Below are 25,129 nucleotides of genomic sequence, written 5' to 3' on the forward strand. Positions count from 1 at the left end.
GGGGAAGTGATGCAAAATAAGTTGCAGGATGATGGGATCTATTGCTTGTCCTCTGATCGTTGGCTGCGAATAGGCGGTTGGATTCAGGTTTTGGCTCGCACTCGTTTAACTGACAAACGACATGGGCATGGAGCGCTGCTGGAATGGCAAAATTTTGATGGGGTTAGGTTACGAGAAGTTGTCTACGCCCGTGATCTTAACAGCGATAACGCCCGCCAGATCAGGGATATGCTGGTCGATACTGGGTATCCATTAACCCCAGGCCAATCAAGTTGGAGTCGGCTTCAACATTATCTAGTAGAACAGATGGCTCTTGCTGCTCCGGCAACTGTGGTGAATCGCACAGGCTGGCATGGGCCCATATTTGCCACAAGCAGTTGGACTGTGGGCTCTGCTGACGAACCCCATTATTTTGTGGGTCAGTTGTCCAGTTCCAAGCTGTTAGAGGAAGCTGGGAGTTTGAGTGATTGGCAAAACCATGTTGGGAAGCTATGCCGTGGGAATCCGCTAGCTATTTTCTGCATAGGAACTGGGTTGGCAGCACCATTACTAGCCCCTTCTGGTATGGAAAATGGAGCCTTTCATTTTGTTGGTGCTTCTTCTGCCGGTAAAACAACTTTATTGCAGATTGCGGCAAGCTTATATGGCAGCGATAGCTATAGACGTAGCTGGATCTCGACAAGCAATGGATTGGCTGCAGTCTCATCAGAGCACAACGATATGTTGCTGACGCTGGATGAGATAGGAATGGCTCGCCCAGAAGACGTTGATACTGCCATTTATCAGATCATGAATGGCGCAGGAAAACTGCGCGCTAACGTGACCGGAGAGTTGGCCGCGACGTCACAATGGCGAACGCTGGTACTAAGTAGCGGGGAAGTTTGGATTGCCGAATTACTTCAGCAGATAGGTAAGCCACTTAGGGCTGGTCAGCAGATACGACTGGTGGAGATCCCAATTTTTGGTATACATGGCGCATTCGATGAATTACATGGCCGTAAGAGCGCTCAACAATTCGTTGATGAGCTTAAAACGTCTTGTCAGTGCTTTCATGGCACAGTAATTCGAGAGTGGTTATCGCTACTTACAGGGCTGCATGATGAGCTTAGCCGCTACCTCAGCTATGAAATAGGTCGTCTTAGCAGCGCTTGGACAAGCGATTCAATGGCCTCTCAAGTACAGCGAGTCGTTAGACGATTTGCACTGATTGGTACTGCACTATGCCTCGCTAGTCGAAATTTCATCTTGCCGTGGTCTGAGGAAGAGTCACTCGATGCGGTACATAAAGTCCTTAGTGCGTGGCTCGCTAATCGTGGGCACTCTAAGAATTCCGAAGAGTTTAGGCTGCTTAGGTCATTGGAAAAAGCGATGCGCAACTGGGAACGCAATATCGGTGAAATTGATCAGGATTCAGGCAAGGGAATGCCAGGTTACCGCCGTTCACTGGATGGATGCGAATTGTGGCTTATCAACAAAACTCATTTCCTGCAAAAACTTGAACTTCCCACTCACTATATGCGAGAAGTGGAAATCTTGCTGCAACGCGGTTGCTTGGTAACGAACGAGCGCTCTAGGGGAACCTATAAGACGCGGATTAATGGTGAGTTTCAACGTTTTTTTGCGCTCAAACCTGACCAAGTTAGGCGCCACCTTGAAGATTTAGAGAGGGTTGAACATGACGACTAGCTTAGTGTTCCCAGTTTCCCGTTTATCCCACTTTAACTTGGCAGTGTAGGAGAGTATCAACATGACTGAAAAAGAGATGCTTCAGCGCATGCTGATGGATATGTCACAGCTTAAAAAACTGATTACCGATCACATCAAAAGTGAACAACGTCCTGACACAACAAAGGAAATCCTCACCGTTGAGGAATGTGCTGAGCTGACAGGGCTAAAGAAAAGCACTTTGTACCGATTGACCCATGAACGCAAGATCCCATTCTTCAAACCTAATGGTAATCGGGTGTTCTTCAGGAGAGCCGATATCTTGGCTTGGTTGCAGAGTAATCGTGTGGCTTCTTCTGATGAGATTGATAAAGCCGCTGCTGATCATCTAGTCGCTAACCGAAAATTGTATGGTCGGAGATATTAGGTTGAGGCTTAACTTTTTGAAAATAAATAGGAATGGTTATATACGTTACATGTCACGTTCTTTAACTGTGACATGTAACGGTTACTCGTCGAATTGACAGCTCAGGCTTTAATGACTAAGTCTTAATGTGCGTGCGAATGCGCTTTTAAAAACAAATCATTAGCTAGGGACGGTCAATATGTCTGTTAAACATACCCCAACCGGTGTAGTACACAGCGGTGCTAAAGGCGGCACCACTGGCTGCGGCACTGATACGAAGAAAAATGCCGATCACTGGGTTAATTCCCACGAGAAAATCACATGTGATAAGAACGGATGTAAAAACTAACGATCTTATGTGGTTGATGGAGGGCACTGTCGAGGTGCCCTTTTCTTTGTAAAGATTTAGTCGTTTGGTAGCAATAATGCTCTTAGTCTGATGACTCATCGAAGATATCAGGAAAGGTCCGCATGGCCTCTGTGCGGCGGGTTTCCAGAATATCTGCGTAGATTTCTGTTGTTCTGAGTTCGCTGTGGCCAAGCAATCTGGACAGGGAATAGATGTCCAGGCCACGGGCAAGTTGGTTTACTGCAAAGGTATGGCGGCCTGCATGAAAGGTTACGTGTTTGGTTATCCCGGCGCGTATAGCCCACTGCACTAGAGCTACGTTGCTATAGCTGTCGTAACGTAAACCCTTAAAAACCCGTTCAGTTGGTTTCCCCTTGTTCTCCAAGTTGAGTAGACGCACCGCAGAATCCGGTAAATCGAGATATTGCAGGCCATTGCCCGAGTTTTTGAGCTTTATCTGGGAAAATATGATTCGGTAGTGCCCTTGAGCAAATAGTTCAATTTCACCCCACACCAGTTTATGAATGTCTGACCAGCGTAGTCCTGTCGTGCAGGAGAAAAGAAATGCTCTTCGTAGTACATCGTAACGGCATTCTGCCTTGGTAAGGGCCTTTACCTCATCCAGAGTGAGATAAGTGCGCTGTGTCCTTTCTGCTTTGATGGATTTGACTTGTTCAACAGGGTTATCTCTGATGATTCGGTCTCGTTGCGCTTGGTTGAGTGCTGCCCGGATTTTATTGAAATAGCTACAGGCGGTATTTCTGGAGAGGCCGGTATCTGATTTTGTTATTGCCTCATGCTGTAGGTAATGGCGGAACCCTTCCAAAAAGTATTTATCTATCTGTTCAAAAGTGAGTTCTGCGTGGCGGTGATAACGGTGGAGATGGATGCCCGCAGAAACCCAAATTGAGTAGTTGGATTTGCTACCGTATGCTTTACTCGCTGTAATATGGTCGAAGTAGTCAAAGAAGCTGGCATTGAGTTTTGTGCGGTCATCCAAGCCGTGTTTGGCTGATTCCATTTCCAGTAGACGCTTGGCACGAATGGCCTCAGCTTTTTGCAATGTAGTTTTGTTGTGCTCGCGTTCAACTGCGTTTTTGGGTTTGGCGTAGAGGAACAGGTTTAACGTCTCATATGAGCGTTTCTGAGCTCTTGAGCCGTCTTCCGAGGTCTTTGACCCATAATAGTAAACTAACCTGATAGCACGTTGACCATTCTTATCTGGATCTCGTTTATGTATGCTGATTTTCATTGGTTTTTCTCATCTTGTGCGCCATATGTGCGCCAGAATTTATCTGTGGCGCACACATGGCGCAAGAATCGACAAAACCCTTCAAATCACTTCCCACCAAGTAAAAAAAATTATTTTAAAATCATAATGTTGTTTTGATTTGGTTTGATGCGTTTTACTATTTTACTTCCCTATACAGAAAGAGCTGAAAATCTTGCCGAGTAAATCGTCAGAAGTGAAGCGGCCAGTGATCTCTGATAGTGCTAATTGGCACATACGTAGCTCTTCCGCCAGCAGCTCTCCGGCAAGGTAAACCTCTAACTGTTCTTTACCCAATTGCAGGTGTCCTGCGGCTAATTCAAGGGCTTCTAAGTGACGACGACGGGCGATAAAGCCACCTTCGAGATTACTCTGATAACCCATAAGTGACTTCAAGTGTTGCTTTAATTCTTCAACACCTAAGCCTGTTTTAGCCGAGATCCGGTAGACGCTATAACCTTGTTCTTCAGTCATCATTAGGTCTTCGCCAGTAAGATCGGCTTTATTACGGATCACTGTTACACCTAAATTGGAGGGGAGGCGATCGACAAAGTCAGGCCAAATAGCATGGGGATCGACGGCGGCGGTTGTCGTGCCGTCCACCATAAATAGCACGCGATCGGCGCTATTTATCTCATTCCATGCGCGTTCAATGCCAATTTGTTCTACCGTATCTGTGGTATCACGCAGGCCTGCGGTATCAATAATGTGCAGCGGCATACCATCTAAATGGATATGTTCACGTAATACGTCGCGTGTTGTACCGGCAATTTCAGTCACAATGGCCGACTCTTTACCCGCTAACGCATTCAGTAAGCTTGATTTTCCGGCATTGGGACGACCGGCAATCACCACTTTCATCCCTTCACGAATGATAGAACCTTGCTTGGCACTGGCTTGCACTAGGTCAAGTTTGTCGATGATTTTATAGAGTGCATTGGCAATTTTGCCGTCACTTAAAAAGTCGACTTCTTCATCGGGGAAATCAATTGCGGCTTCAACGTATAAACGCAGGTTAGTGACTTGGTCCACCAGCTCGTGGACTTCCTTAGAAAATTCACCTTGTAGTGATTGCAGCGCACTTTTTGCGGCTTGCTCACTGGTGGCGTCGATAAGGTCGGCAATGGCTTCGGCTTGGGTTAAGTCGAGCTTATCGTTCATAAAGGCTTGTTCGCTGAACTCACCTGGTTTTGCGATACGAATACCACCGACTTCCATTACACGTTTGATCAGCATGTCGAGGACAATTTGGCCGCCGTGGCCTTGAAGTTCCAAGACATCTTCGCCAGTAAAGGAATTCGGTCCTTTAAAAAACAGCGCTATGCCTTGGTCTATTACTTGGCCCGATGCACTCTTAAAATCGCAATAATCGGCATATCGGGTTTTAGGAAGATGACCTAATACGGCCATAGCGACATCACTGGCCTTGTCGCCTGAAATTCGAATGATGCCAACGCCGCCACGTCCGGGCGCGGTGGCTTGAGCCACGATAGTGTCAGTTGTCACGGAAATACCCACCAAACTAATATCTACTAAATCATGTAAAGGAAAAGGCGGCCAATTAAGCCGCCTTTTAGTGTCATTCGTTCACATTAATCTGTAACGATGCGCTAGAGTCTTGCAAATCTTAGGCTTATTTTAAGCCTTTTTTCGCTAGACCTGCATAAATAATCTTCTGTTGCGTGATAGCAACTATGTTACCCACTAACCAGTACAGTACTAGACCCGCTGGGAACCAGAGGAAGAATACGGTAAAGATCACTGGCATCCACTGCATCATTTTCACTTGCATTGGGTCCATAGTCGGTGCAATAGGTTGCATCTTCTGCATCACAAACATAGATACGCCCATTAGCAACGGCAATATGTAGTAAGGATCTTGTACCGATAAATCGTGGATCCACAACATAAAGGGGGCGTGACGTAGCTCGAAGCTTTCTAACAATACCCAGTACAAGGCAATGAAGATTGGCATCTGTAAAATAATAGGTAAACAGCCACCCATAGGGTTAACTTTTTCTTTCTTATACAGTTCCATCATGGCCTGACCCATCTTTTGACGGTCATCACCAAAGCGTTCTTTCAAGTCAGTCAGTTTAGGTTGCAGGTTACGCATCTTCGCCATTGAGGTGTACTGCGCTTTTGTCAGCGGGAACAGTAAACCACGAACGGTTAAGGTGATCAGAATAATAGCCATACCCCAGTTACCGACGAATGACTGATAGAACATCAATAGCCAGTGAATAGGTACTGCTAACCACCATAGGAAGCCATAATCGACCACTAGGTTTAAGGTATCAGAGATGGCTGACAGTGCTTTTTGATCCTTAGGACCAACGTAGAACTGTGAGCTAATTTCTTGAGTCGCACCTGGAGCAATATCATATACCGCGCCGCGGAAACCAATATTGGCTAAACCGCCCGCACTGACACTAGAGAAAATTGTGTTGCTGTCGGTAGCCGGTGGGATCCAAGCAGAAACGAAGTAATGTTGTAGCATGGCAGCCCAACCGCCCAACGTCGCTTGGTTCAGGTTGCTTTTCGCCATGTCATCAAATTTGTATTTCTCATAACGCACATCTTGCGTAGAGAATGCGCCACCACGGTAGGTAGGCATGACCATGCTGCTTTCAGACGGTTTAATCGTTTGTTTAATTTGACCGTACATCTGAACTTGCAGCGGAGCCGCAGAAGTGTTGTTGATTTTATAGTCAACATCGACGTTGAACTTACCGCGATGGAATACAAACACTTTAGTGTATGTCACGCCATTGTCGGCTACATAAGTTAATGGCACTTCTAAAGTGTCTTGACCTTCAGCTAAGGTATATTCAGTCGCTGCAGTGCTAAATGCGGCACGGCCTTTGGCGCTACTGTCGATACCATCGCGACCTATAAGACCGCTCTGGGCTATATAAGTGAAATCTTTCGTTTGCTCAAGCAACACGAAGGGTTGATCTTTATCCTGTTCCATTTTGTGCGAAACTAACGCAGCAAAAACAATGTCGCCACCGATTGGATTAATTTGAACATCCAACTGGTCGGTTTTCACGGTAATCAGTTTGCTGGTTGCTGTCACTGCTGCAGGAACACCTGTATCAGCTTCTGGAACATCGGCACTGTGTGAGTTTGCCGCGTTCGCCACTAAGGACGATTCGGTTGCAACTGGTTTAGGAGCTTTGTCTGCTTGCCACTGTTGCCACAGCAAAAAGCTGACAAACAGTAGTCCTATGAGCAATATATTGCGTTGAGATTCCATAGCCTATTTATTACACCTGTCATTTTTAGGGGGACGGGATCACTACCGCCGGGATGTAAAGGGTGACATTTTAATATGCGTTTCAATGCAAACCAACAACCTTTCGCGGTTCCATGCACTTTTATTGCTTCAATAGCGTAGTGAGAGCAGGTGGGATTGAAACGGCATCGAGGGCCCAGTATAGGGCTTATGAATACTTGATAGCCACGAATTAACGTGGTCGCTAGCCATTGTAGCGGCGACTGAGTTTGCGCCATAGCTTTTCTATCAATTTGTTGATTTCAGCGTTTTCCATTTCCATCACGCCATTTCTGACAAGCACAACAATATCAAGATGAGGAATGTCGTGTTGATTTAAGCGAAAACTATCTCTGATCACACGCTTAATACGGTTACGTTGATTGGCGCGTTTTACAAAGCGTTTGGCAACAGTAAGGCCCATACGCGGATGTTGTTCCGTGTTAGGAATAGCGAGCAAGGTAATTTCAGCAGAAGATGCTTTGATGGGATTGGAAAATACAGATTTAAATTGCGCGGGAGTTAACAAACGTAACTCCCGCGAAAAGGTATAGCTAGTCAACTAGTTACCCACTTATTAAGCAGATAAACGAGCGCGACCTTTCGCACGACGACGTGCAAGCACCTTACGGCCGCCTACAGTAGCCATACGAGCGCGGAAGCCGTGAGAACGCTTGCGCTTCAGGTTGCTAGGTTGAAAAGTACGTTTACTCATGATGGCAATCCGTCTTTGTTAATTAGTGAACATATCCTTATCTCTAGGATAGAGGTAAGGGCAAAAAAGAGGCCGAATTGTAATCACAATACTTAGTCACGTCAACAACGAAAGTAAGTAAGTGCTTTATTTCTGCCAGCGTATCCTTTGATCAATCCCCAGAATACACCATAAGATGTGGATAACTCTGTGTATGGACACTATATATAGTAGTGCAGGGGATCTTCGAGCCGATCGAAGGGGCGCTATTATAGATCAATGTGGATCGCTTAATAAAGCAGGATTTGCGGATAGTGCAGAATAAAAGGATCGTTTTGGATCTTTGATGATCGAGGATATCCACACAGAATGATCTCGCTGGGGATAAATATTTTTTAAGGATAGCGATCCTTGAGATCTCGCTATAGAATACACCTCTTTTTTGATGATCTTTTGGGGATAACTAAGTGGCTGTTTCACTTTGGCAACAATGTATCGGACGATTGCAAGATGAGCTTTCTGCTCAGCAGTTCAGTATGTGGATCAGACCGTTACAAGCCGAAATGGATGGAGATACTCTGGTGCTTTATGCGCCCAACCGCTTCGTGCTTGATTGGGTCAGAGATAAGTACATCAATATCATTAATCAGTTCTTTACTGAGCAGATGGGCAGCGATGCACCTAAATTGCGTTTCGATATTGGTAGTCGTCCTTCGGCGAAAAAGCCAAGTGTGCCAGCACCTATAGCGCCAACTCGTGTAGCGAATACTCAAACTAAAGCGACAGTAGGCACGACGTTTAACGTCCAAGCCGAGCCGATGGCGAACGCGAATCACCGCAGTAACATCAATCCTAGCTACCAGTTTGATAACTTCGTAGAAGGTAAGTCGAACCAATTAGGTAAGGCTGCGGCGTTGCAAGTGGCTGAAAATCCAGGTGGTGCTTATAACCCATTATTCTTATATGGCGGAACAGGTCTAGGTAAGACTCACTTGTTGCACGCTGTCGGTAACGGGATCATTAAAAATAATCCGAATGCCAAAGTGGTTTACATGCATTCCGAGCGTTTTGTCCAAGACATGGTTAAAGCGCTGCAAAACAATGCGATCGAAGAATTTAAACGTTACTACCGTAGCGTCGATGCCTTGTTTATCGATGATATTCAATTTTTTGCCAATAAAGACAGATCCCAAGAAGAATTCTTCCATACCTTCAACGCCTTACTTGAGGGGAATCACCAAATTATTTTGACTTCAGATCGTTATCCAAAAGAGATCGACGGTGTTGAAGACAGATTGAAATCGCGTTTTGGTTGGGGTTTAACTGTGGCGATTGAGCCACCAGAGTTAGAAACCCGCGTCGCGATTTTGATGCGTAAAGCCCAAGAGAGTGGCATTAACTTGCCCGATGAAGTGGCCTTCTTTATTGCTAAACGTTTACGTTCAAACGTGCGTGAGCTAGAAGGGGCGTTAAACCGCGTTATTGCGAATGCTAACTTCACTGGCCGCCCAATTACCATTGATTTTGTTCGTGAAGCTTTACGTGACCTCTTGGCACTTCAAGAAAAATTAGTCACTATAGACAATATTCAGAAAACCGTAGCTGAATACTACAAGATCAAGATGGCTGATATGTTGTCTAAGCGCCGTTCACGCAGTGTCGCGCGGCCTAGACAAGTGGCAATGGCGTTATCCAAAGAATTAACTAACCAAAGCTTGCCGGAAATTGGTGATGCTTTTGGTGGTCGAGATCACACCACAGTGTTGCATGCCTGTCGTAAGATTGCTCAGCTACGGGAAGAGAGCCACGACATTAAAGAAGATTATGCTAATTTGATTAGAACCTTATCTTCTTAAAACAAGGAATTTGGACACTATGAAATTCTCAATTGATAGGGATGCCCTATTAAAACCGTTGCAATTGGTGTGTGGTGCGGTAGAAAGACGCCATAATTTGCCCATTTTGTCTAACCTCCTTGTAGAAGTAAGTGGTCACTCACTTAAGCTGACCGGTACCGATTTAGAAGTCGAACTCGTGGGCCAAGTTGTGGTTCACGGTGATATCGAAGAAGGTCGTACTACGGTTCCGGCTAAAAAGCTGCTCGATATTGTTAAGTCTTTGCCAGAACAAAGCGAGCTGAAAGTCGAGCAACAAGATAATAAATGGTTGCTGCGTTCAGGCCGTAGCCGTTTTTCCTTAGCGACGTTGCCCGCAGAAGAATATCCCAACGTTGAAGCCTTCCAAGCTGAGATTGAATTTAGCTTGAAGCAGGGCGTATTGAAGTCGATTATCGACTCAACGCAATTTTCTATGGCTAACCAAGATGTGCGTTATTACCTCAACGGTTTATTGTTTGAAACTGAAGGTAATGTGTTGCGCGCGATTGCGACCGACGGCCACCGTTTGGCCTTAAGTCATCGCACGATTGAAGCACAATTACCTGAAAAACAAGTCATTGTTCCACGCAAAGGCGTAATGGAAATGGCGCGTTTATTGGAGTCGGACGATCTCGATATCGCGATTGCCATTGGTGATAATGCCATTCGTGCCACTACGGCTAACACTGTATTTACCAGTAAATTAGTTGATGGCCGCTTCCCTGATTATCGCCGTGTATTGCCAAAGGGCGGTGATAAAATAGTGATTGCGAGTCGTAATCACCTGAAGCAAGCGCTGACCCGCGCATCGATTTTATCGAACGAAAAATTCCGTGGTGTGCGTATTCAACTCGAAAATGGTCTGCTCAAGATCACCGCTAACAATCCTGAACAGGAAGAAGCGGAAGAGATCATCGATGTGGAATACAACAACCAAGCCTTAGAAATTGGTTTTAACGTCAGTTATTTACTCGACGTGCTCAACAACCTTAAGTCCGATGATGTGCGTATCACGCTCATTGATGGTAACTCCAGCGCCTTAATCGAAAACCATTTGGAAGAAGATTCCATGTATGTGGTTATGCCGATGCGCTTATAAACCATCGATTTTTACGTTACCCGTGTTTGTACCTCTGTCTTCGATGTCTATGCCGCTTAACGGCGGCACAGTGTTTAATACGCAGCATTGGCCATTCCTTCACTCATTTACCGATAGCCTTAGCCTGTGGCAGCGATTGAGTTGCCTGTTAAGTGTTATGAATCCTTGCCTTCGCCGTTTACGCGGCTTAATGAGTAATGCATGAGCCTGACCCGTCTCAATATCGAAGCATTTCGCAACATTCAGTCCGCACAGTTAATCCCCGCACCTGGGATTAACTTGATTTATGGCCAAAATGGCAGCGGCAAAACCAGTATTCTTGAGGCGATTTATTTCCTCGGTATGGGGCGATCGTTTCGCAGCCATTTATCCCAACGAGTGATTAATAACGACGACGATAAGTTAACGCTCTTTGCAACTTTAAATTTAGCGCGCGGTGACAGTAAAATCGGTTTGCGCCGATTTCGTAGTGGTGAGACTGAAGTGAGAATCGACGGCGAAAAAGTCAAACGTCTGTCGACATTAGCCGAAACGTTACCTATTCAAGTGATCACGCCTGAAAGCTTTTCTTTACTGTTTGAAGGCCCAAAATCCCGCCGACAATTTATCGATTGGGGCGCATTTCATGCTGACCCACAGTTTTATGGTGCTTGGACGAATGTTCGCCGCGTTCTTAAGCAAAGAAATCAATTGCTTAGAAATGGCTCGGCCTACAGTAATATTCAATTTTGGGACCAAGAGTTTGTGCGTTATGCCGAGCAGGTTACTGAAATACGAAACCATTATGTAGACTCGTTAAATGAGCTACTTAAGGGTATAATCGGGGAGTTTTTACCGAGTGTAGATGTGAAGGTTTCATTTACGCGCGGCTGGGATAGTAAAACGGATTTTGCAGAACTACTCGAAAACCAATATTCCAGAGATTTGGCCACAGGTCATACCGTCAGCGGTCCCCATAAAGCTGACCTTAGACTTCGTGTAGGCACTTTGCCGGCGCAGGATGCCCTGTCCCGTGGTCAATTGAAATTATTAGTCTGTGCACTGCGTATTGCACAGGGAAAGTTGCTCAAACAACAAATAGATAAACACAGTATTTATCTTGTGGATGATCTTCCGTCCGAGTTGGATGCACAGCATAGGCAGCTATTGCTTAAGCAGTTAACGGATACCGGAGCACAAGTTTTTGTGACCGCCATCGATCCTGCTGCAATAGTCGATTCGTTACACACGCCTCCCAGTAGGATGTTTCATGTGGAACAGGGACGTGTAACGGTAATTGAATAACCATTGAGAGAATAATATGTCAGAGAATAGTTACGATTCTTCGAGTATTAAGGTCCTTAAGGGCCTTGATGCAGTACGTAAGAGACCTGGGATGTATATTGGTGACACCGACGACGGTACGGGTCTACATCATATGGTGTTCGAAGTAGTCGATAACTCTATCGATGAAGCCTTAGCCGGCCACTGCAGCGATATTACCATTACTATCCATGTCGATGGTTCGGTTTCTGTTAAGGATGACGGCCGTGGTATTCCGGTATCTATCCATGAGGAAGAAGGCGTATCGGCAGCAGAAGTTATCATGACGGTATTGCATGCCGGCGGTAAGTTCGACGATAACTCCTATAAAGTGTCTGGCGGTCTCCACGGTGTGGGTGTATCGGTTGTAAACGCTTTATCTAAAAAGCTGCAAATGACCATTCGTCGTGCTGGCAAAGTGTACGAGCAGTTTTATACTCACGGTGTGCCTGATGCGCCAATCAAAGAGATTGGTGACGCGACTAAAACCGGTACCGAAATCCGTTTTTGGCCAAGTGAAGATACCTTTAGCGATGTTGAGTTTCACTTTGAAATTTTGGCAAAGCGCGTGCGCGAACTGTCATTCCTTAACTCAGGCGTAGGTATTCGTCTGGTTGATGAACGTGACAACAAGAATGAATTCTTTAAATACGAAGGCGGTATTAGCGCATTCGTAGATTATTTGAACCGTAATAAAACCCCCGTCAACAAAGACGTATTCCACTTTATGCAAGAGCGTGAAGATGGCATTACCGTTGAAGTGGCTATGCAGTGGAATGACGGTTATCAAGAAAATATTTTCTGTTTTACCAACAACATTCCACAGCGTGATGGTGGTACTCACTTAGTCGGTTTCCGTAGTGCGTTGACACGTAACCTCAACAGCTACATGGAAAACGAAGGCTATAACAAGAAAGGCAAAACTAGCGCGACTGGCGACGATGCCCGTGAAGGTTTGACCGCCGTTATCTCTGTTAAAGTGCCTGATCCTAAGTTCAGCTCGCAAACCAAAGATAAACTGGTTTCTAGTGAAGTGAAAACCGCGGTTGAACAAACCATGGGTGAGAAGCTGAACGATTATCTGCTGGAAAACCCAGCCGATGCGAAGTTGATTGTCGGTAAGATTGTCGATGCGGCCCGTGCCCGTGAAGCGGCGCGTAAAGCCCGTGAAATGACCCGTCGTAAAGGCGCACTCGATTTAGGTGGTTTGCCAGGTAAGCTGGCCGATTGCCAAGAAAAAGATCCCGGTCTTTCAGAAATTTACATAGTGGAAGGTGACTCTGCTGGCGGTAGCGCTAAGCAGGGACGTAACCGTAAGAACCAAGCGATTCTGCCACTGAAAGGTAAAATTCTAAACGTTGAGAAAGCACGCTTCGATAAGATGTTGTCTTCTCAAGAAGTGGCCACACTGATCACGGCGCTCGGCTGTGGTATTGGTCGCGACGAATATAACCCAGATAAAACTCGTTATCACAACATCATCATCATGACGGATGCTGACGTCGACGGCTCGCACATTCGTACCTTGCTGTTGACCTTCTTCTTCCGTCAAATGCCTGAATTGATTGAACGTGGTTATGTGTATATTGCTCAGCCACCACTATTTAAAGTGAAAAAGGGCAAGCAAGAACAGTATTTGAAAGACGAGCCAGCATTAACTCAATATCTCACGACTCAAGCATTGGATGGCACTATTGTGTACCCAACCCAAGGTGCGATTGGTATGTCAGGTGAGCCGTTAGAGCGTTTAGTGACTCAGTATCGTGAAGTGGAAGCCATTGTTGCCCGTTTAGAGCAGCGCTATCCAACGCACATTACTAACCGTATGCTTTACCACCCAATGATCACCAACGATATGTTGGCCGATGAAGGCAAGATGAAAGAGTGGATCGATGCCTTTATCCATGAGCTGGTGGAAATGGAAAGCAGCGGCGTACTGTATTCTGCTGAGCCGATTCTCGATCCTGAGCGTAAAGTGTATCTGCCTAAGATCACCATTCGTAAACACGGTATCGATACTAACTATCTGTTTACTTATGACTTCTTCCAATCAAGCGATTATCAACGTATCGGTAAGTTAGGTGCGGCGTTAGATGGCATGATTGAAGAGGGCGGCTATGTACAACGCGGCGAACGTGTTAAAGAAGTCGGCAGCTTCCTTGAAGCGCTAGATTGGACGATTTCTGAAGCCAAACGCGGCTTATACATTCAACGTTATAAAGGATTGGGTGAGATGAACCCTGAGCAATTGTGGGAAACTACAATGGATCCTGAATCACGCCGTATGCTGCAAGTCACGATTGATGATGCTGTGGGTGCCGATCAGTTGTTCACTTGTTTGATGGGTGATCAAGTTGAACCTCGTCGTGAGTTCATCGAAGCGAACGCATTGAACGTGGCTAACTTAGACGTATAGTGCTAGATGTATAATATTAGACGTGTAATGCGCGTTAAGTGACTCGCATTAGTACGTGAATGATTAAGGGAAAGCCAAGGCTTTCCCTTTTTATCTCTATGATTTATCTCTTCTATCGATCAATACCCGCTTCATCCGCAGCAATAATTTCAGTCTCAGCTTTAGCCGCACTCATCCACGCCTGCATTTCCGGACAGCTGATCACATGCTGCATATAGGCACGGCTTGCCTGCGAGACTTCAATATCGTAGGTGAGAAAGCGCATGACCACAGGCGCAAACATCATGTCGGCAATCGACCATTGGCCAAATAACCAAGTACCTTCAGCATGTGATGGGGAAAACTCGGCCATTTGTGCTGACCAAATCGCATCGATGCGCTCAATGTCTTTGCGGACCGCATCTGTGAGTTCTACATAACGGCTCGCGCGTATGTTCATTGGTAGAGCGTTACGCACGGCATTAAAGCCAGAATGCATTTCACTGGCAATCGATCTGGCCTTGGCTTTTTGTTTAGGTTCTTGCGGCCATGCACTACCGGCAAGATAGGTGTCGTTGAGGTATTCGCAAATCGAGAGTGAATCCCATACCGTGATATCGCCATCGACTAATGTCGGTACTTTTAAAGTGGGAGATATAGCTTTGAGTTGCTGATAAAAACTGTCGGTATCGAGTTGCAGTAATACTTCGTTGAACTGCACGCCAGATTTTGCGGCCATTAACCAAGCCCGCAGTGACCAGCTAGAGTAGTTTTTATTGCCAATATAAAGATCCATTGTTTGTCCTTGAGTGAAATGCCGAGTGTTTCTGCAAAGCTACTATATGGGCTCATTTCACCTATGACTAATGAATATTTTACCCTTTCTACATCCGCTAATACGCGTCATTTCTCTTGAGCTTTCGAATCACTTTTATTGAATTTAAACGACTCACCGCATTGGGATAATTTAAGCATATCTTAATTACTTCGTTCGATGGAACTCGTCGGGATGAAGACTAACTGATGAGAACTGTGGATGTGGCTGCGAGTGATCTATCCGGCGAGCGTGCTGATATTTATGTTACCAGCTGTGGTAAACGCCGATGAGGCTAATAAGTTATTGAATATGTGTAAGGCCTGCCATGGCGAGTCTGGCATGAGTCGTTTTGAGCATATTCCTAACATTGGATGGCAAAACTCGGATTACCTGTTGAAGCAGCTTCGAGCCTTTAAGACGGGAAATCGCCAAGATCCCACTATGACCAAAGTCGCCCAATTGTTGAGTGAGGCTGATATGCAGCAGATGGCGGATTACTTTTACCTCGGAAAGGATAAATAACATGGATCTTAATCGTCGGGTTTTTATTAAAGGAGCGGTAGCGACGTCTGTGCTATCAGCTTTACCCGTTAAGTGGGTATTTGCCGATCAGCTTCCCGCTGCCGTTACTCCTCTGGATATATCAGCATTAACTTGGACTAAAGCTGAGGACTTGCCGAGTTATTTCAAAGTGTTAAACACTCATCCACTGAATGCGTTTCCACCGGAGCATAAACTTGCTCCTGCTGTGACGCCAGCAGATGCCTCATTTATCCGCTGGAATGGCATAGTGCCTGATTTTAAGGCACTTGATGCTAAGACTTGGACTTTTAAAGTGGATGGCGAGTCCGTTGCTACCCCGAAAACCTACACAATCGATGAGCTCAAGCGCCGCTTTAAGCATTACACATTACAGTTACTGATTGAATGTGGTGGCAATAGCCGTTCAGGCTTCTTTCCTAGCACTAAAGGCAATCAATGGAATAATGCTGGGGTATTTTGCTCCGAGTGGACGGGTGTCTTGGTGAGCGACGTGCTTAAGGATTGCGGTATTAAAGCCGATGCTATTTACACGGGTCATCACGGTGTTGATCGGCATTTGAGCGGTAAAGGTGAGGCGATTTCACGCGGTGTGCCAATAAAGGCGGCGCTCGAAGAGCTTGGACTCATTGCATGGTCGATGAACGGTGAGGACATTCCGTATCTACATGGATATCCCTTACGTATTGTGTTTGGTGGCCGGCCGGGATCCGTTTCGCAAAAAGCGGCGACGGGGATCAGTGTGCGCAATAAAGTGCATGATGGACATAAAATGGAAGCGCCAGCATATCAACTCCCTAAGTATCCGATAGCGCCAGGTGAGTCCGTTGACAATAAAGACTACCGAATCATTGAAGAAATGATAGTGAAGTCCTTGATTACCGAGCCTCAATCCGGAACCGAATTAGCTGTGGGTCAAAAGATGGTTATCGCAGGCCATGCTTGGGCGGGATTGCGGGAAGTCGTTAAAGTGGAAGTGAGTTATGACTATGGAACCCGCTGGTTTACCGCTGAGTTAGAAAAACCTAAAAACGTAGCGGCATGGCAGCAGTGGAAAATTGAATTGCAATTACCGTCGCAGGGATATTATGAAATCTGGGCCAAAGCGACTGATAACCAAGGAGATAGTCAGCCAGTAGTACAGCCACAATGGAATCCTAAGGGATATATGTTTAATGGTTGCCATCGTATTGTCGTCAGGGTGGTGTAATGAGAGTGCTGAACAAGCTATTTATTTTTCTTGGGCTAGTGGCATCCAGTATTTCGCTAGCCGCTGAGTATCCTGTGGACCCTAAATCGGGTTTAATTATGGCTCCAGGCTGGGAGTTAGTGAATTATCAGTGTAATGCTTGCCATACCAGCATGATAGTCGTGCAAAATCATGGCGATAAAGCTTTTTGGAAAGAGACTCTGCAGTGGATGGTTGACACTCAAGGCCTGTGGGACTTGTCGGATACTTGGGAGCCTACCTTGAGTTATCTAAGCACTTATTATGGTCAAGCTGAAATGGATATGACGCTTTTTAGGCGTCTTCCCTTAGAACCTAGCCTGCCGCCTGCGCTCGTTAATTCTGTCTCTAAGGAAACTAAATGAAAGCTCTTATCATAAGCTTGATTGCCTTATGTGGCTTATCTACAGAGGTTTTTGGAGAGGTTTATCAAGCAGATAGTGAACGTGGTCAGGCGTTGGCTACGGCTCAGTGTGAGTCGTGTCATGGTAATGCAGTGATCGCTATGGCCAAGCAATTCCCAAACTTGAAGGGACAGAAATTTGCTTACCTCAATAAACAGCTCGTCGATTTTAAAGCAGGTTTACGACTCGATCCTTTGATGCAAGCTCAGGTCAGCGCGTTAAGCTCTGAGCAATTGCAAGATGTGGCACTATTTTATAGCCAGCAAGTTACACCGAACCTAAGTGCGAATTAGCGTTATTGTGGGGACTATTTGAATGAAGTCGAATGAAGCTTGCTAGGAATGCGGGGTGATGTTTCTTGGACGCGATGATTAAGCGGCCTGTTAACCTAGACTGCGTTGTAAGCGATAGAAGTAGTCATGCCATTCTGCCTGCGCCGTTGCGGCTTGTTCATCGTCGACCAATTCGAATTTAACTGTTTGCCCTGGGCGAGTTTGCGCAAGCTTCCAAAGATCGGCTTCAATAATCACGGCTATTTGAGGATGACTGCTGGTGGTCTGCGCATCGGCAAGTAACACGAGTGGTTGCCCAGAAGCGGAGACTTGAACCACTCCGGGCGTAACTGTGTGTGATTGAACAGGGAATGGTTTTGCCAATGTTAACGTATCACCTTTGAGTATTGCACTCGCACGATCACTTTCAGCTGAAAGTTGCCACTGTGTTTGCCAGAATGTTTGCTGAGATTTTAACGAGAAGGCTTGAGTGTGCTTGGTCGCGAGTGCGCGAATATGCCCATCCCAACTTTTTTGAATTGCACCGACTTGCCTTCTTAGTGGATGAGCAGAACCTAAGGTCAGGCGATCGCCCGCTTCTAATGCGCGGCCATGAAATCCACCTATACCTGAGGTTAAATCGGTAGCGGCAGAATTCATCACTAGCGGTACTTTAACGCCACCATCAACGGCAATATAAGCACGCATGCCTTTATTTCCCCCTCTAAGACTGAGTTTTTGCCCTGCCTTAATGGAGTAACGCCAGCCGCAAACTATGGGCTTATTGTCTATACGAGCATCGAAATCGGCACCGGTTAAGGCAATCCAAGCGTCGCGTTTAAACAAAAAAATCGATTGGCCGAAGGTCAATTCTAATACGGGTGTGTTATCTGGGTTTGATAATAGGCGGTTTGCTAAACACAGGGCAGGTCTATCTAAGGCGCCAGCTTGGGTTACACCTAAATGTCGGTATCCCATGCGTCCGAGATCTTGAACTGTGGTTAGTGCACCCGCTTTTATTACCTCGATCATCAAATATTCCGTCGTTAGCTGGCGAGTATGTCGTGAATGACTTAAAGGGAGACGAAATACGTATCACTTTATGAAGGGTGGACATATTGTCAGCTAAATGCTGCCAGAATGTAAGTTTTTTGAGGTTTCAAGTTGTAACCAAGATTGTCTTTATAAAGGCAGCAATAGCGGGATTGTAGACGTCAGAAATGAATTGAATATGTTACACTTAAGCAAGCCATTAGCATGTCTGCAACGTGTTTATATATAGCTTTAGCGGATCAAAATGGATTTATTATGGGCAATATTTAACTGACTTTTTAACAATTATTTATAATGACAGGTTGATGCTCCTTGATTAAATCACTTTTTAATAAGCTCTTTAATATTCGCGATACAGCGACGGTTGAGAGGCCCAAAAGTTTTTCAACCACTGACTTAGGTAAGTCGCTTGAACCTGCGCGAAAGCCAGCTAAACCTCTCGAAGACATTAGTGTGGTATCTGTGGATTTAGCCGCACTCTTTTATAGTTTGTTGTTTCCAACACGGGTTAAGGACACTGGCGGTGTAGCTAATAATCTTGAACGCCGAGTCATGGCGGAGATAGAGCAGGCCTTGGCATCGCCACAAGTGATCGCCGAAAAAGTGCTAAAGCTACCGTCAAAGGTATTGGAGCTAGATCGTAAGCTGGCCGATCCTCAGTTTGATATTAAGGATCTATTAGCGCTTATTGAGCGAGATCCTTTACTGAGTATTGAGGTACTTAAGCTATGTAACTCCCCTGCGTTTAAACGTAGCGATAGGGATATCACCAGTTTACAACAGGCTTTGGTACAGCTTGGTCGTGAACAGTTGAGAAAGTTTGTCACCACTTGCCTAGTGCGTGAAATGTTGGATATCAAGCCAATCTATTTTCGTCGTTTCGGCGCTGAAATTTGGCGCCACTCGATGCAGGTCGCCTTTCTCGCCAGTGAGTTAAGCGACGAAGATCAAGATACGGCTTTTTTATTGGGTTTACTGCATGATGTCGGCAAGCTAGCCATTTTCAAAATGCTACTCGATGCGTTTGTGCAGGCGGAGCCGGGAGAGCAGCCTAATTCTGGGTTATTTAGACAAGTGATGACGACGAAATCGTTAACCTTAAGTTCATTGCTCGCTAAGCATTGGCAGTTACCCAATACCTTTGAAACAGAATTAGACAAGCTCGCCAGTGTGAACTCGCGCCCGCAAGTTGGGCTCGCCGCTGTGATATGGCGGGCGAATGTGATCAGCGAGATTTCTATGCTGCATCAAGCAGGGCAATTGTCTCCTGAAATACTGGCGAATTTACTGCAGCAAGTTAACTTAGATCAAACTCAATTTGATGGCTTACATCAAAAACTGACGCAGTTCTGATTGGGCTGTTTAAGAAATCAGGGCAATAAAAAACGCGCTATTTAGCGCGTTTTTTATAAAGCGATAATTTAAAAAACGTTAGTATTGTTATTGCAGTAGTGATATATCCGCGACGTGCAGGAACTGCTCGCGTAGATTATTCAACAATGCTAAACGATTGTTTTTCAAAGCTTCATCATCCGCCATTACCATCACATCTTCGAAGAACTGATCCACGCTTTCACGTAGGCCAGCTAACAAGGTTAAGGCTTGTTGGTAATCGGCATTGGCAAACAAAGGCGCCAGTAGTGGTTGCAGCTCGTTCAACTTGGCCGCTAATGCTTGCTCTGCGGCTTCAGTTAACAGATTCGCATTGATGGTTGTTGGTAAAGCACCTTCAACCTTAGCCAGAATGTTGGATACACGTTTGTTCGCTGCCGCAAGTGCACTAGAAGCTTCTAGGCTTCTAAAGTGTGATACCGCATTGATACGGCTATCAAAATCAGCTGGGCGTGTTGGGCGACGTGCTAGCACGGCTAAGATCACATCAACACCAATGCCTTTATCTTGATACCAAGCGCGGAAGCGTGCCATTAAGAACTCTAACACTTCATCGCTTGCATTGGCGTTGCTTAAGTTAGTGCCATGCAGTGCTTGAGCTTTAGCGATAAGATCAACTAAATCAAGTGGTAGCTTGTTTTCTACTATGATACGTAGCACGCCAATTGCTGCGCGGCGTAGGGCAAAGGGATCGGCTGCGCCTTTTGGTGCTTGGCCAATACCAAAGATACCGACTAAAGTATCGAGCTTGTCTGCTAATGCGACAGCGCAAGATACGCCAGCATTTGGCACTGTATCGCCAGAGAACTTAGGTTTGTATTGTTCTTCCATTGCAACTGCAACGGCTTCGGTTTCACCATCGAGGCGGGCGTAATGCATACCCATAGTGCCTTGAGTGTCGGTAAATTCCATCACCATATTGGTCATCAAATCGGTTTTAGATAACAAACCTGCGCGTGCTGCATCAACCGCATTCGCACCAGTTTGCTCGGCAATAAAGCCGGCTAGGGCAGAGATACGATTTACTTTGTCTTTTAATGTACCCAGCTGCTGTTGGAACAATACTGTTTCTAAGCTAGGTAAACGTGATTCCAGCGTATGTTTTTTATCAGTATTAAAGAAGAATTCGGCGTCGGCAAGACGTGGACGAACGACTTTCTCGTTACCAGAGATAATTTGCGCAGGATCTTTAGATTCTATGTTGGTCACAAAGATAAAATTTGGCAGTAACTTGCCCACTTCATCAAAGACTGGGAAGTATTTTTGATCGCCCTTCATGGTGTAGACCAAAGCTTCAGACGGTACGGCTAAGAATTTTTCTTCGAAGCTGGCGGTCAATACCACTGGCCATTCAACCAAAGAGGCGACTTCTTCAAGTAGGCTATCTTCGATATCGGCTGTACCACCAATCTTAGCGGCGGCTTTTTCGGCATCGGCTTTGATCAATGCTTTACGGCTTTCGTAATCGGCGATGACTTTGCCTTTTTCTTTTAGGTCGGCAAGGTAGTGATCAGCGTGCGCTAATTCAAACTGCTTGAGTCCCATAAAGCGGTGACCGCGAACAGTGCGTGCCGATTTGATACCCAGCAATTCACCTTCAATCAACTCACTGCCTAACAACATAGTCGCGGTGTGCACAGGGCGAATAAATTGGGTTTTATTATTGCCCCAACGCATTGGCTTAGGGATGGGTAATTTATCGAGTGCACGTTGAGCCATAGCAGCGATCAAACTTTTTGTTTCGACGCCTTCAACTTTGGCGTTATGGACTAACCATTCGCCTTTATCTGTCACTAAACGTTCCGCTTGCTCAACAGTAATACCATTACCACGTGCCCAACCTTCGGCGGCTTTAGTTGGCTTACCTTCAGCATCAAAGGCTGAACTCACGGCGGGGCCACGTTTCTCAACCACTTTGTCGGCTTGTGCAAGCGCAAGTTCAGTGACGTTAATCGCCAGACGACGTGGCGCTGCGTACCAAACGGCAGAGCTAAATGCTAAATCGGCTTTGCTGAGTTCTTCGGTAAAGTTAGCTAAAAAGGATTCAGCCAGTTTACGCAGTGACTTAGGTGGTAACTCTTCTGTGCCTAACTCTATGAGTAAGTTTTCAAAATTCATGTTTTTACCTCTACTTACACATTGGGAAGCCAAGCGCTTCGCGTGCCTGATAATAAGATTCTGCGACCGCTTTCGCCATAGTGCGAACGCGTAAGATGTAGCGTTGGCGCTCGGTCACTGAAATGGCATGGCGGGCATCGAGTAAGTTGAAGGCGTGCGAGGCTTTCATCACTTGCTCGTAAGCGGGCAGAGGTAAAGGTTTTTCCAGTGACAATAAATGCTGACACATTTTTTCGCACTGATCGAACAGGGTGAACATAAAGTCCACATCGGCGTGTTCGAAGTTATAGGTCGATTGCTCGACTTCGTTTTGATGGAACACATCGCCATAGGTGATGCGACCCAGTGGACCATCGGTCCAAACGAGATCATAAACGCTATCAACACCTTGGATATACATAGCCAGACGCTCTAGGCCATAGGTGATTTCACCTGTGACTGGGCTGCATTCGATGCCGCCAACCTGTTGGAAGTAAGTAAACTGAGTTACTTCCATACCATTAAGCCAGATTTCCCAGCCTAAGCCCCAAGCACCTAGTGTTGGTGATTCCCAGTTATCTTCTACAAAGCGGATATCGTGGATTTGAGTATCGATACCCAGCGCTTGCAGTGAGCCTAAATACAGCTCTTGAATATTGTCAGGTGAAGGCTTCAACACGACTTGGAATTGGTAGTAGTGCTGCAGACGGTTAGGGTTTTCACCGTAACGACCGTCCGTAGGGCGGCGCGATGGCTGCACATAGGCACTGCTCATAGGTTCTGGCCCTAGAGAACGTAGGAAAGTTTGTGGGTGGAATGTTCCCGCGCCGACTTCCATATCTAGAGGTTGAACGATTGCACAGCCTTGCTGTGCCCAATATTCCTGCAGGGTGAGAATGAAACCCTGAAATGTTTTTACGTCGTGTTTTGTCGTCATGTCTACTTGTCTACTGCCGTCAGCCTGAATAGAAAATGGGTTCGATTATACCTTGTAGATATCTGCTTATGTAGGTTATTTTTTACCTTCTTAATTAAAACAATAAGGTTATATACCATGGAAGAGATCCGTTGTGGCTGGGTAAGTGATGATCCCTTGTATCGTGAGTATCATGACAAAGTGTGGGGGCGGCCGGTTTATGATCCTAAGGAGCTGTTTGCTAAGTTGTGTTTAGATGGTCAACAGGCCGGATTATCTTGGATAACTATCCTGAAGAAACAACAAAATTACGAACAAGCCTTTGCCAATTTTGAACCCGAAGTGATTGCTGGCTTTGATGAGGCGAAAGTGGTGGAGCTTATGTTGAATCCCGGCATAGTGCGTAATCGCTTGAAGGTGAACTCTATCATCAAGAATGCCAAAGGATTGTAGTGGTCAAGTAAAATTGGCCACGGTTTTAGAGTCATTCCAATATAAACGTTCTGACTCATTTGGCGTTAACCCACCATTATATTGATGGGGTCTGGTCTCACTGTAATATCCAGTGATGTAATTTGTGATCTCTTTATCTGCTTCTGTAAAATTCCCATAACCACTGGCGGGTATCCACTCAGATTTCAAACTTCTAAAGAAACGCTCCATTGGTGCGTTATCCCAACAATTCCCGCGGCGACTCATACTTTGCTCAATCTGAAGACGCCATATTAATTGTCTGAATTTCAAGCTTGTGTAATGTGAACCTTGATCGCTGTGGTAAATCACATTCTCAGGTTTCCCCCTTAACTCAAATGCCATTTTCAAGGCTTTACAGGTCAGCTCGCTGTCAGGTGATAATGACAAAGCCCACCCAACAGGTTTACGGGAAAACAGGTCTAGAACAACCGCTAAATATGCCCAACGATTACCGACCCAAACATACGTCACGTCGCCACACCACACTTGATCTGGTTGAGTTACTGCAAACTGTCGATTAAGCGTATTGGGGATTGCAACATGCTCTTGTGTCGCTTTCCTATAAGAATGCTTAGGCTGCTGACAGCTTAATAGCCCAAGCTTTTTCATTAGATTACGGGCTCGATAACGACTGAGACCAATCCCTTTGTTAGTCACTAATTGCGCTATCGTTCGCGCACCGGCAGAGCCATGACTAATACGATGTGCGGCCTTCACTTCACTGCATAAAATAGTCAAGTCTGCATCAATATGTTCTTTTCTTTTTAGCCAATACTTATAGCTACTTCGATGTACTTTGAATGCATTACAAATTGTGAGAATAGAGTGGCTCTGCTTGAGTGCGCTGATTAGCGTAAATTGTTCATCGAGTCTGACATCAAGAGAGCGGTAGCCTTTTTTAGGATAAGATTGTGCTCCTCAAGACGAGCTATTTGCTTCTTCAGCTCACGGATTTCAATTTTTTCAGGGGTAATCGGAGATGCTTTTGGTGTGCCACCCTAGCGTTCTAGTTTTAACTGTCTCACCCATTTATCCATAGTGGACTTACCTACGTTCATCGCCTTTGCAGCTTCGATGATGCTATGGTTTTTATCGAGGACTAATTGGGCTGCTTCAAGTTTGAATTCAGCACTAAATGTTTTTCTGGTTGTCGATCTCACGTGTTCACCTAAAGTCATCTACGAGGTAATAATATCACCTCTATTTAGGTGGCCAAAATTAGTGTGCCACTACAGGATATTTAGCCTATACTGCCGATGGGAAGGATTTCTCTGCATTTTTATGGAGCTTTGTTGGTGGTAAGCCCATAGTTAATCAGTTTACTGCTATGTCGCAGGTTCCTGCACAAACACCAGAATCTGAAGCCATGTCAAAAGCGTTAAAGAAGCTTGGATTTAATTTCGTCGGTCCAACAATTTGTTATGCCTTTATGCAGGCGGTGGGTATGGTAAATGATCACCTTGTAGAGTGTATTTCCTACCAGGCCTGTGTTGATTCCTGTGCCGGTCAGCATCACTGCTAACATCAGTAATCGTTCATCTTGCTGATGTGATGTAGGACAGTACTCATAGCAATATTCGAGTTCTTGTCCATATACACAAT

Annotated in this window: 21 protein-coding genes and 4 pseudogenes; 14 read left to right on the forward strand and 11 right to left on the reverse strand. The window is 45.6% G+C overall.

Annotated elements, in window-relative coordinates; all coding sequences use genetic code 11:
* Nucleotides 1–9 precede the first annotated feature (9 nt).
* From OX890_RS02090 to OX890_RS02100, 3 genes are all read left to right on the forward strand, one after another.
* The gene (locus OX890_RS02090) at nucleotides 10–1,686 is read left to right on the forward strand and encodes a DUF927 domain-containing protein (protein WP_268650034.1); all 1,677 of its coding nucleotides are present in this window, start codon (nucleotides 10–12) and stop codon (nucleotides 1,684–1,686) included.
* Nucleotides 1,687–1,747: 61 nt separating this feature from the next.
* Nucleotides 1,748–2,092 carry a helix-turn-helix transcriptional regulator gene (locus OX890_RS02095; protein ID WP_268650035.1) on the forward strand — a complete coding sequence of 115 codons (345 nt, stop codon included), beginning with the start codon at nucleotides 1,748–1,750 and terminating at the stop codon, nucleotides 2,090–2,092.
* 178 nt (nucleotides 2,093–2,270) lie between these two features.
* Complete coding sequence (locus OX890_RS02100) at nucleotides 2,271–2,420, forward strand: hypothetical protein (RefSeq protein WP_014611895.1); 150 nt, start codon at nucleotides 2,271–2,273, stop codon at nucleotides 2,418–2,420.
* 82 nt (nucleotides 2,421–2,502) lie between these two features.
* Here the strand turns inward: OX890_RS02100 and OX890_RS02105 are convergent, their stop codons facing one another.
* From OX890_RS02105 to rpmH, 6 genes and pseudogenes are all read right to left on the reverse strand, one after another.
* On the reverse strand, nucleotides 2,503–3,672 hold the full coding sequence (locus tag OX890_RS02105; RefSeq protein ID WP_268650036.1) for a site-specific integrase: 1,170 nt from the start codon (nucleotides 3,670–3,672) through the stop codon (nucleotides 2,503–2,505).
* Between the two features lie 162 nt (nucleotides 3,673–3,834).
* Nucleotides 3,835–5,196 (reverse strand): tRNA uridine-5-carboxymethylaminomethyl(34) synthesis GTPase MnmE, encoded by a 1,362-nt coding sequence (mnmE, locus tag OX890_RS02110; protein WP_012588973.1) that lies wholly within the window; start codon nucleotides 5,194–5,196, stop codon nucleotides 3,835–3,837.
* 127 nt (nucleotides 5,197–5,323) lie between these two features.
* Nucleotides 5,324–6,949 (reverse strand): membrane protein insertase YidC, encoded by a 1,626-nt coding sequence (yidC, locus tag OX890_RS02115; RefSeq protein ID WP_006083830.1) that lies wholly within the window; start codon nucleotides 6,947–6,949, stop codon nucleotides 5,324–5,326.
* 3 nt (nucleotides 6,950–6,952) lie between these two features.
* Nucleotides 6,953–7,206: pseudogene (gene yidD, locus OX890_RS02120) on the reverse strand (membrane protein insertion efficiency factor YidD).
* On the reverse strand, nucleotides 7,173–7,529 hold the full coding sequence (rnpA, locus tag OX890_RS02125) for a ribonuclease P protein component (RefSeq protein ID WP_006083828.1): 357 nt from the start codon (nucleotides 7,527–7,529) through the stop codon (nucleotides 7,173–7,175). Before rnpA ends, yidD begins: the two are co-directional and overlap by 34 nt.
* 15 nt (nucleotides 7,530–7,544) lie before the next feature.
* Nucleotides 7,545–7,682: a 50S ribosomal protein L34 gene (gene rpmH, locus OX890_RS02130; RefSeq protein WP_006083827.1), complete on the reverse strand. Its 138-nt coding sequence runs from the start codon at nucleotides 7,680–7,682 to the stop codon at nucleotides 7,545–7,547.
* Nucleotides 7,683–8,128: 446 nt separating this feature from the next.
* Here rpmH and dnaA point away from each other — a divergent pair, with 446 nt between their 5' ends.
* From dnaA to gyrB, 4 genes are all read left to right on the forward strand, one after another.
* Nucleotides 8,129–9,517 carry a chromosomal replication initiator protein DnaA gene (dnaA, locus tag OX890_RS02135; protein WP_006083826.1) on the forward strand — a complete coding sequence of 463 codons (1,389 nt, stop codon included), beginning with the start codon at nucleotides 8,129–8,131 and terminating at the stop codon, nucleotides 9,515–9,517.
* Between the two features lie 19 nt (nucleotides 9,518–9,536).
* Nucleotides 9,537–10,637, forward strand: coding sequence for a DNA polymerase III subunit beta (gene dnaN / locus OX890_RS02140; RefSeq protein WP_006083825.1), 1,101 nt, complete (start codon nucleotides 9,537–9,539; stop codon nucleotides 10,635–10,637).
* 201 nt (nucleotides 10,638–10,838) lie between these two features.
* Nucleotides 10,839–11,921 (forward strand): DNA replication/repair protein RecF, encoded by a 1,083-nt coding sequence (gene recF / locus OX890_RS02145; RefSeq protein WP_011845334.1) that lies wholly within the window; start codon nucleotides 10,839–10,841, stop codon nucleotides 11,919–11,921.
* Nucleotides 11,922–11,937: 16 nt separating this feature from the next.
* The gene (gyrB, locus tag OX890_RS02150; protein WP_006083823.1) at nucleotides 11,938–14,355 is read left to right on the forward strand and encodes a DNA topoisomerase (ATP-hydrolyzing) subunit B; all 2,418 of its coding nucleotides are present in this window, start codon (nucleotides 11,938–11,940) and stop codon (nucleotides 14,353–14,355) included.
* 112 nt (nucleotides 14,356–14,467) lie between these two features.
* Here gyrB and OX890_RS02155 read toward each other — a convergent pair whose 3' ends face one another.
* Nucleotides 14,468–15,130, reverse strand: a complete 663-nt coding sequence (locus OX890_RS02155; RefSeq protein WP_259528458.1) for a glutathione S-transferase family protein — start codon at nucleotides 15,128–15,130, stop codon at nucleotides 14,468–14,470.
* Between the two features lie 240 nt (nucleotides 15,131–15,370).
* Between OX890_RS02155 and OX890_RS02160 the strand changes: the two genes are divergently transcribed.
* Genes OX890_RS02160 through OX890_RS02175 form a run of 4 tightly spaced genes read left to right on the forward strand, consistent with a single transcriptional unit; the run spans nucleotide 15,371 to nucleotide 17,616 of the window.
* Nucleotides 15,371–15,673: a c-type cytochrome gene (locus tag OX890_RS02160; protein ID WP_011845337.1), complete on the forward strand. Its 303-nt coding sequence runs from the start codon at nucleotides 15,371–15,373 to the stop codon at nucleotides 15,671–15,673.
* 1 nt (nucleotide 15,674) lies between these two features.
* A complete protein-coding gene (locus tag OX890_RS02165) occupies nucleotides 15,675–16,901 on the forward strand; it encodes a sulfite oxidase (RefSeq protein ID WP_126490839.1) in 1,227 nt (408 codons plus the stop codon).
* On the forward strand, nucleotides 16,901–17,284 hold the full coding sequence (locus OX890_RS02170; RefSeq protein WP_006084776.1) for a hypothetical protein: 384 nt from the start codon (nucleotides 16,901–16,903) through the stop codon (nucleotides 17,282–17,284). Before OX890_RS02165 ends, OX890_RS02170 begins: the two co-directional genes overlap by 1 nt.
* Entirely contained in the window at nucleotides 17,281–17,616 is a 336-nt protein-coding gene (locus tag OX890_RS02175) for a c-type cytochrome (RefSeq protein WP_011845339.1), read from the forward strand. The genes OX890_RS02170 and OX890_RS02175 overlap by 4 nt, the downstream gene beginning before the upstream one ends.
* A 90-nt stretch (nucleotides 17,617–17,706) precedes the next feature.
* On the opposite strand, the gene OX890_RS02180 is transcribed toward OX890_RS02175, so the two are convergent.
* Nucleotides 17,707–18,627: a biotin-dependent carboxyltransferase family protein gene (locus OX890_RS02180; protein ID WP_006084778.1), complete on the reverse strand. Its 921-nt coding sequence runs from the start codon at nucleotides 18,625–18,627 to the stop codon at nucleotides 17,707–17,709.
* Between the two features lie 333 nt (nucleotides 18,628–18,960).
* Between OX890_RS02180 and OX890_RS02185 the strand changes: the two genes are divergently transcribed.
* The gene (locus tag OX890_RS02185; protein WP_011981988.1) at nucleotides 18,961–20,001 is read left to right on the forward strand and encodes an HDOD domain-containing protein; all 1,041 of its coding nucleotides are present in this window, start codon (nucleotides 18,961–18,963) and stop codon (nucleotides 19,999–20,001) included.
* Nucleotides 20,002–20,088: 87 nt separating this feature from the next.
* Here the strand turns inward: OX890_RS02185 and glyS are convergent, their stop codons facing one another.
* Together glyS and glyQ are read right to left on the reverse strand one after the other, a co-directional pair.
* Complete coding sequence (glyS, locus tag OX890_RS02190; RefSeq protein WP_268650037.1) at nucleotides 20,089–22,158, reverse strand: glycine--tRNA ligase subunit beta; 2,070 nt, start codon at nucleotides 22,156–22,158, stop codon at nucleotides 20,089–20,091.
* 10 nt (nucleotides 22,159–22,168) lie between these two features.
* Nucleotides 22,169–23,074 (reverse strand): glycine--tRNA ligase subunit alpha, encoded by a 906-nt coding sequence (glyQ, locus tag OX890_RS02195; RefSeq protein ID WP_006083814.1) that lies wholly within the window; start codon nucleotides 23,072–23,074, stop codon nucleotides 22,169–22,171.
* A gap of 117 nt (nucleotides 23,075–23,191) precedes the next feature.
* Here glyQ and OX890_RS02200 point away from each other — a divergent pair.
* Nucleotides 23,192–23,500, forward strand: a pseudogene (locus OX890_RS02200) (DNA-3-methyladenine glycosylase I); the annotation flags it as partial.
* 9 nt (nucleotides 23,501–23,509) lie between these two features.
* Here OX890_RS02200 and OX890_RS02205 read toward each other — a convergent pair.
* Nucleotides 23,510–24,705, reverse strand: a pseudogene (locus tag OX890_RS02205) (IS3-like element ISSba5 family transposase).
* 56 nt (nucleotides 24,706–24,761) lie between these two features.
* Here OX890_RS02205 and OX890_RS02210 point away from each other — a divergent pair.
* Nucleotides 24,762–25,049: pseudogene (locus OX890_RS02210) on the forward strand (DNA-3-methyladenine glycosylase I); the annotation flags it as partial.
* Nucleotides 25,050–25,129 lie beyond the last annotated feature (80 nt).

The organism is Shewanella sp. DAU305 (genome assembly GCF_026802235.1).
Taxonomy (GTDB): Bacteria; Pseudomonadota; Gammaproteobacteria; order Enterobacterales; family Shewanellaceae; genus Shewanella; species Shewanella baltica.

Bases quoted from the DNA above. Each gene is read 5' to 3' on its own strand.
- OX890_RS02175 (WP_011845339.1), top strand. From the start codon at position 17,281: ATGAAAGCTCTTATCATAAGCTTGATTGCCTTATGTGGCTTATCTACA.
- OX890_RS02105 (WP_268650036.1), bottom strand. From the start codon at position 3,672: ATGAAAATCAGCATACATAAACGAGATCCAGATAAGAATGGTCAACGT.
- glyS (WP_268650037.1), bottom strand. From the start codon at position 22,158: ATGAATTTTGAAAACTTACTCATAGAGTTAGGCACAGAAGAGTTACCA.
- glyQ (WP_006083814.1), bottom strand. From the start codon at position 23,074: ATGACGACAAAACACGACGTAAAAACATTTCAGGGTTTCATTCTCACC.
- gyrB (WP_006083823.1), top strand. From the start codon at position 11,938: ATGTCAGAGAATAGTTACGATTCTTCGAGTATTAAGGTCCTTAAGGGC.
- OX890_RS02100 (WP_014611895.1), top strand. From the start codon at position 2,271: ATGTCTGTTAAACATACCCCAACCGGTGTAGTACACAGCGGTGCTAAA.
- rpmH (WP_006083827.1), bottom strand. From the start codon at position 7,682: ATGAGTAAACGTACTTTTCAACCTAGCAACCTGAAGCGCAAGCGTTCT.
- OX890_RS02170 (WP_006084776.1), top strand. From the start codon at position 16,901: ATGAGAGTGCTGAACAAGCTATTTATTTTTCTTGGGCTAGTGGCATCC.
- OX890_RS02160 (WP_011845337.1), top strand. From the start codon at position 15,371: ATGTGGCTGCGAGTGATCTATCCGGCGAGCGTGCTGATATTTATGTTA.
- recF (WP_011845334.1), top strand. From the start codon at position 10,839: ATGAGCCTGACCCGTCTCAATATCGAAGCATTTCGCAACATTCAGTCC.
- dnaN (WP_006083825.1), top strand. From the start codon at position 9,537: ATGAAATTCTCAATTGATAGGGATGCCCTATTAAAACCGTTGCAATTG.
- OX890_RS02155 (WP_259528458.1), bottom strand. From the start codon at position 15,130: ATGGATCTTTATATTGGCAATAAAAACTACTCTAGCTGGTCACTGCGG.
- OX890_RS02165 (WP_126490839.1), top strand. From the start codon at position 15,675: ATGGATCTTAATCGTCGGGTTTTTATTAAAGGAGCGGTAGCGACGTCT.
- yidC (WP_006083830.1), bottom strand. From the start codon at position 6,949: ATGGAATCTCAACGCAATATATTGCTCATAGGACTACTGTTTGTCAGC.
- OX890_RS02180 (WP_006084778.1), bottom strand. From the start codon at position 18,627: ATGATCGAGGTAATAAAAGCGGGTGCACTAACCACAGTTCAAGATCTC.
- OX890_RS02095 (WP_268650035.1), top strand. From the start codon at position 1,748: ATGACTGAAAAAGAGATGCTTCAGCGCATGCTGATGGATATGTCACAG.
- OX890_RS02090 (WP_268650034.1), top strand. From the start codon at position 10: ATGCAAAATAAGTTGCAGGATGATGGGATCTATTGCTTGTCCTCTGAT.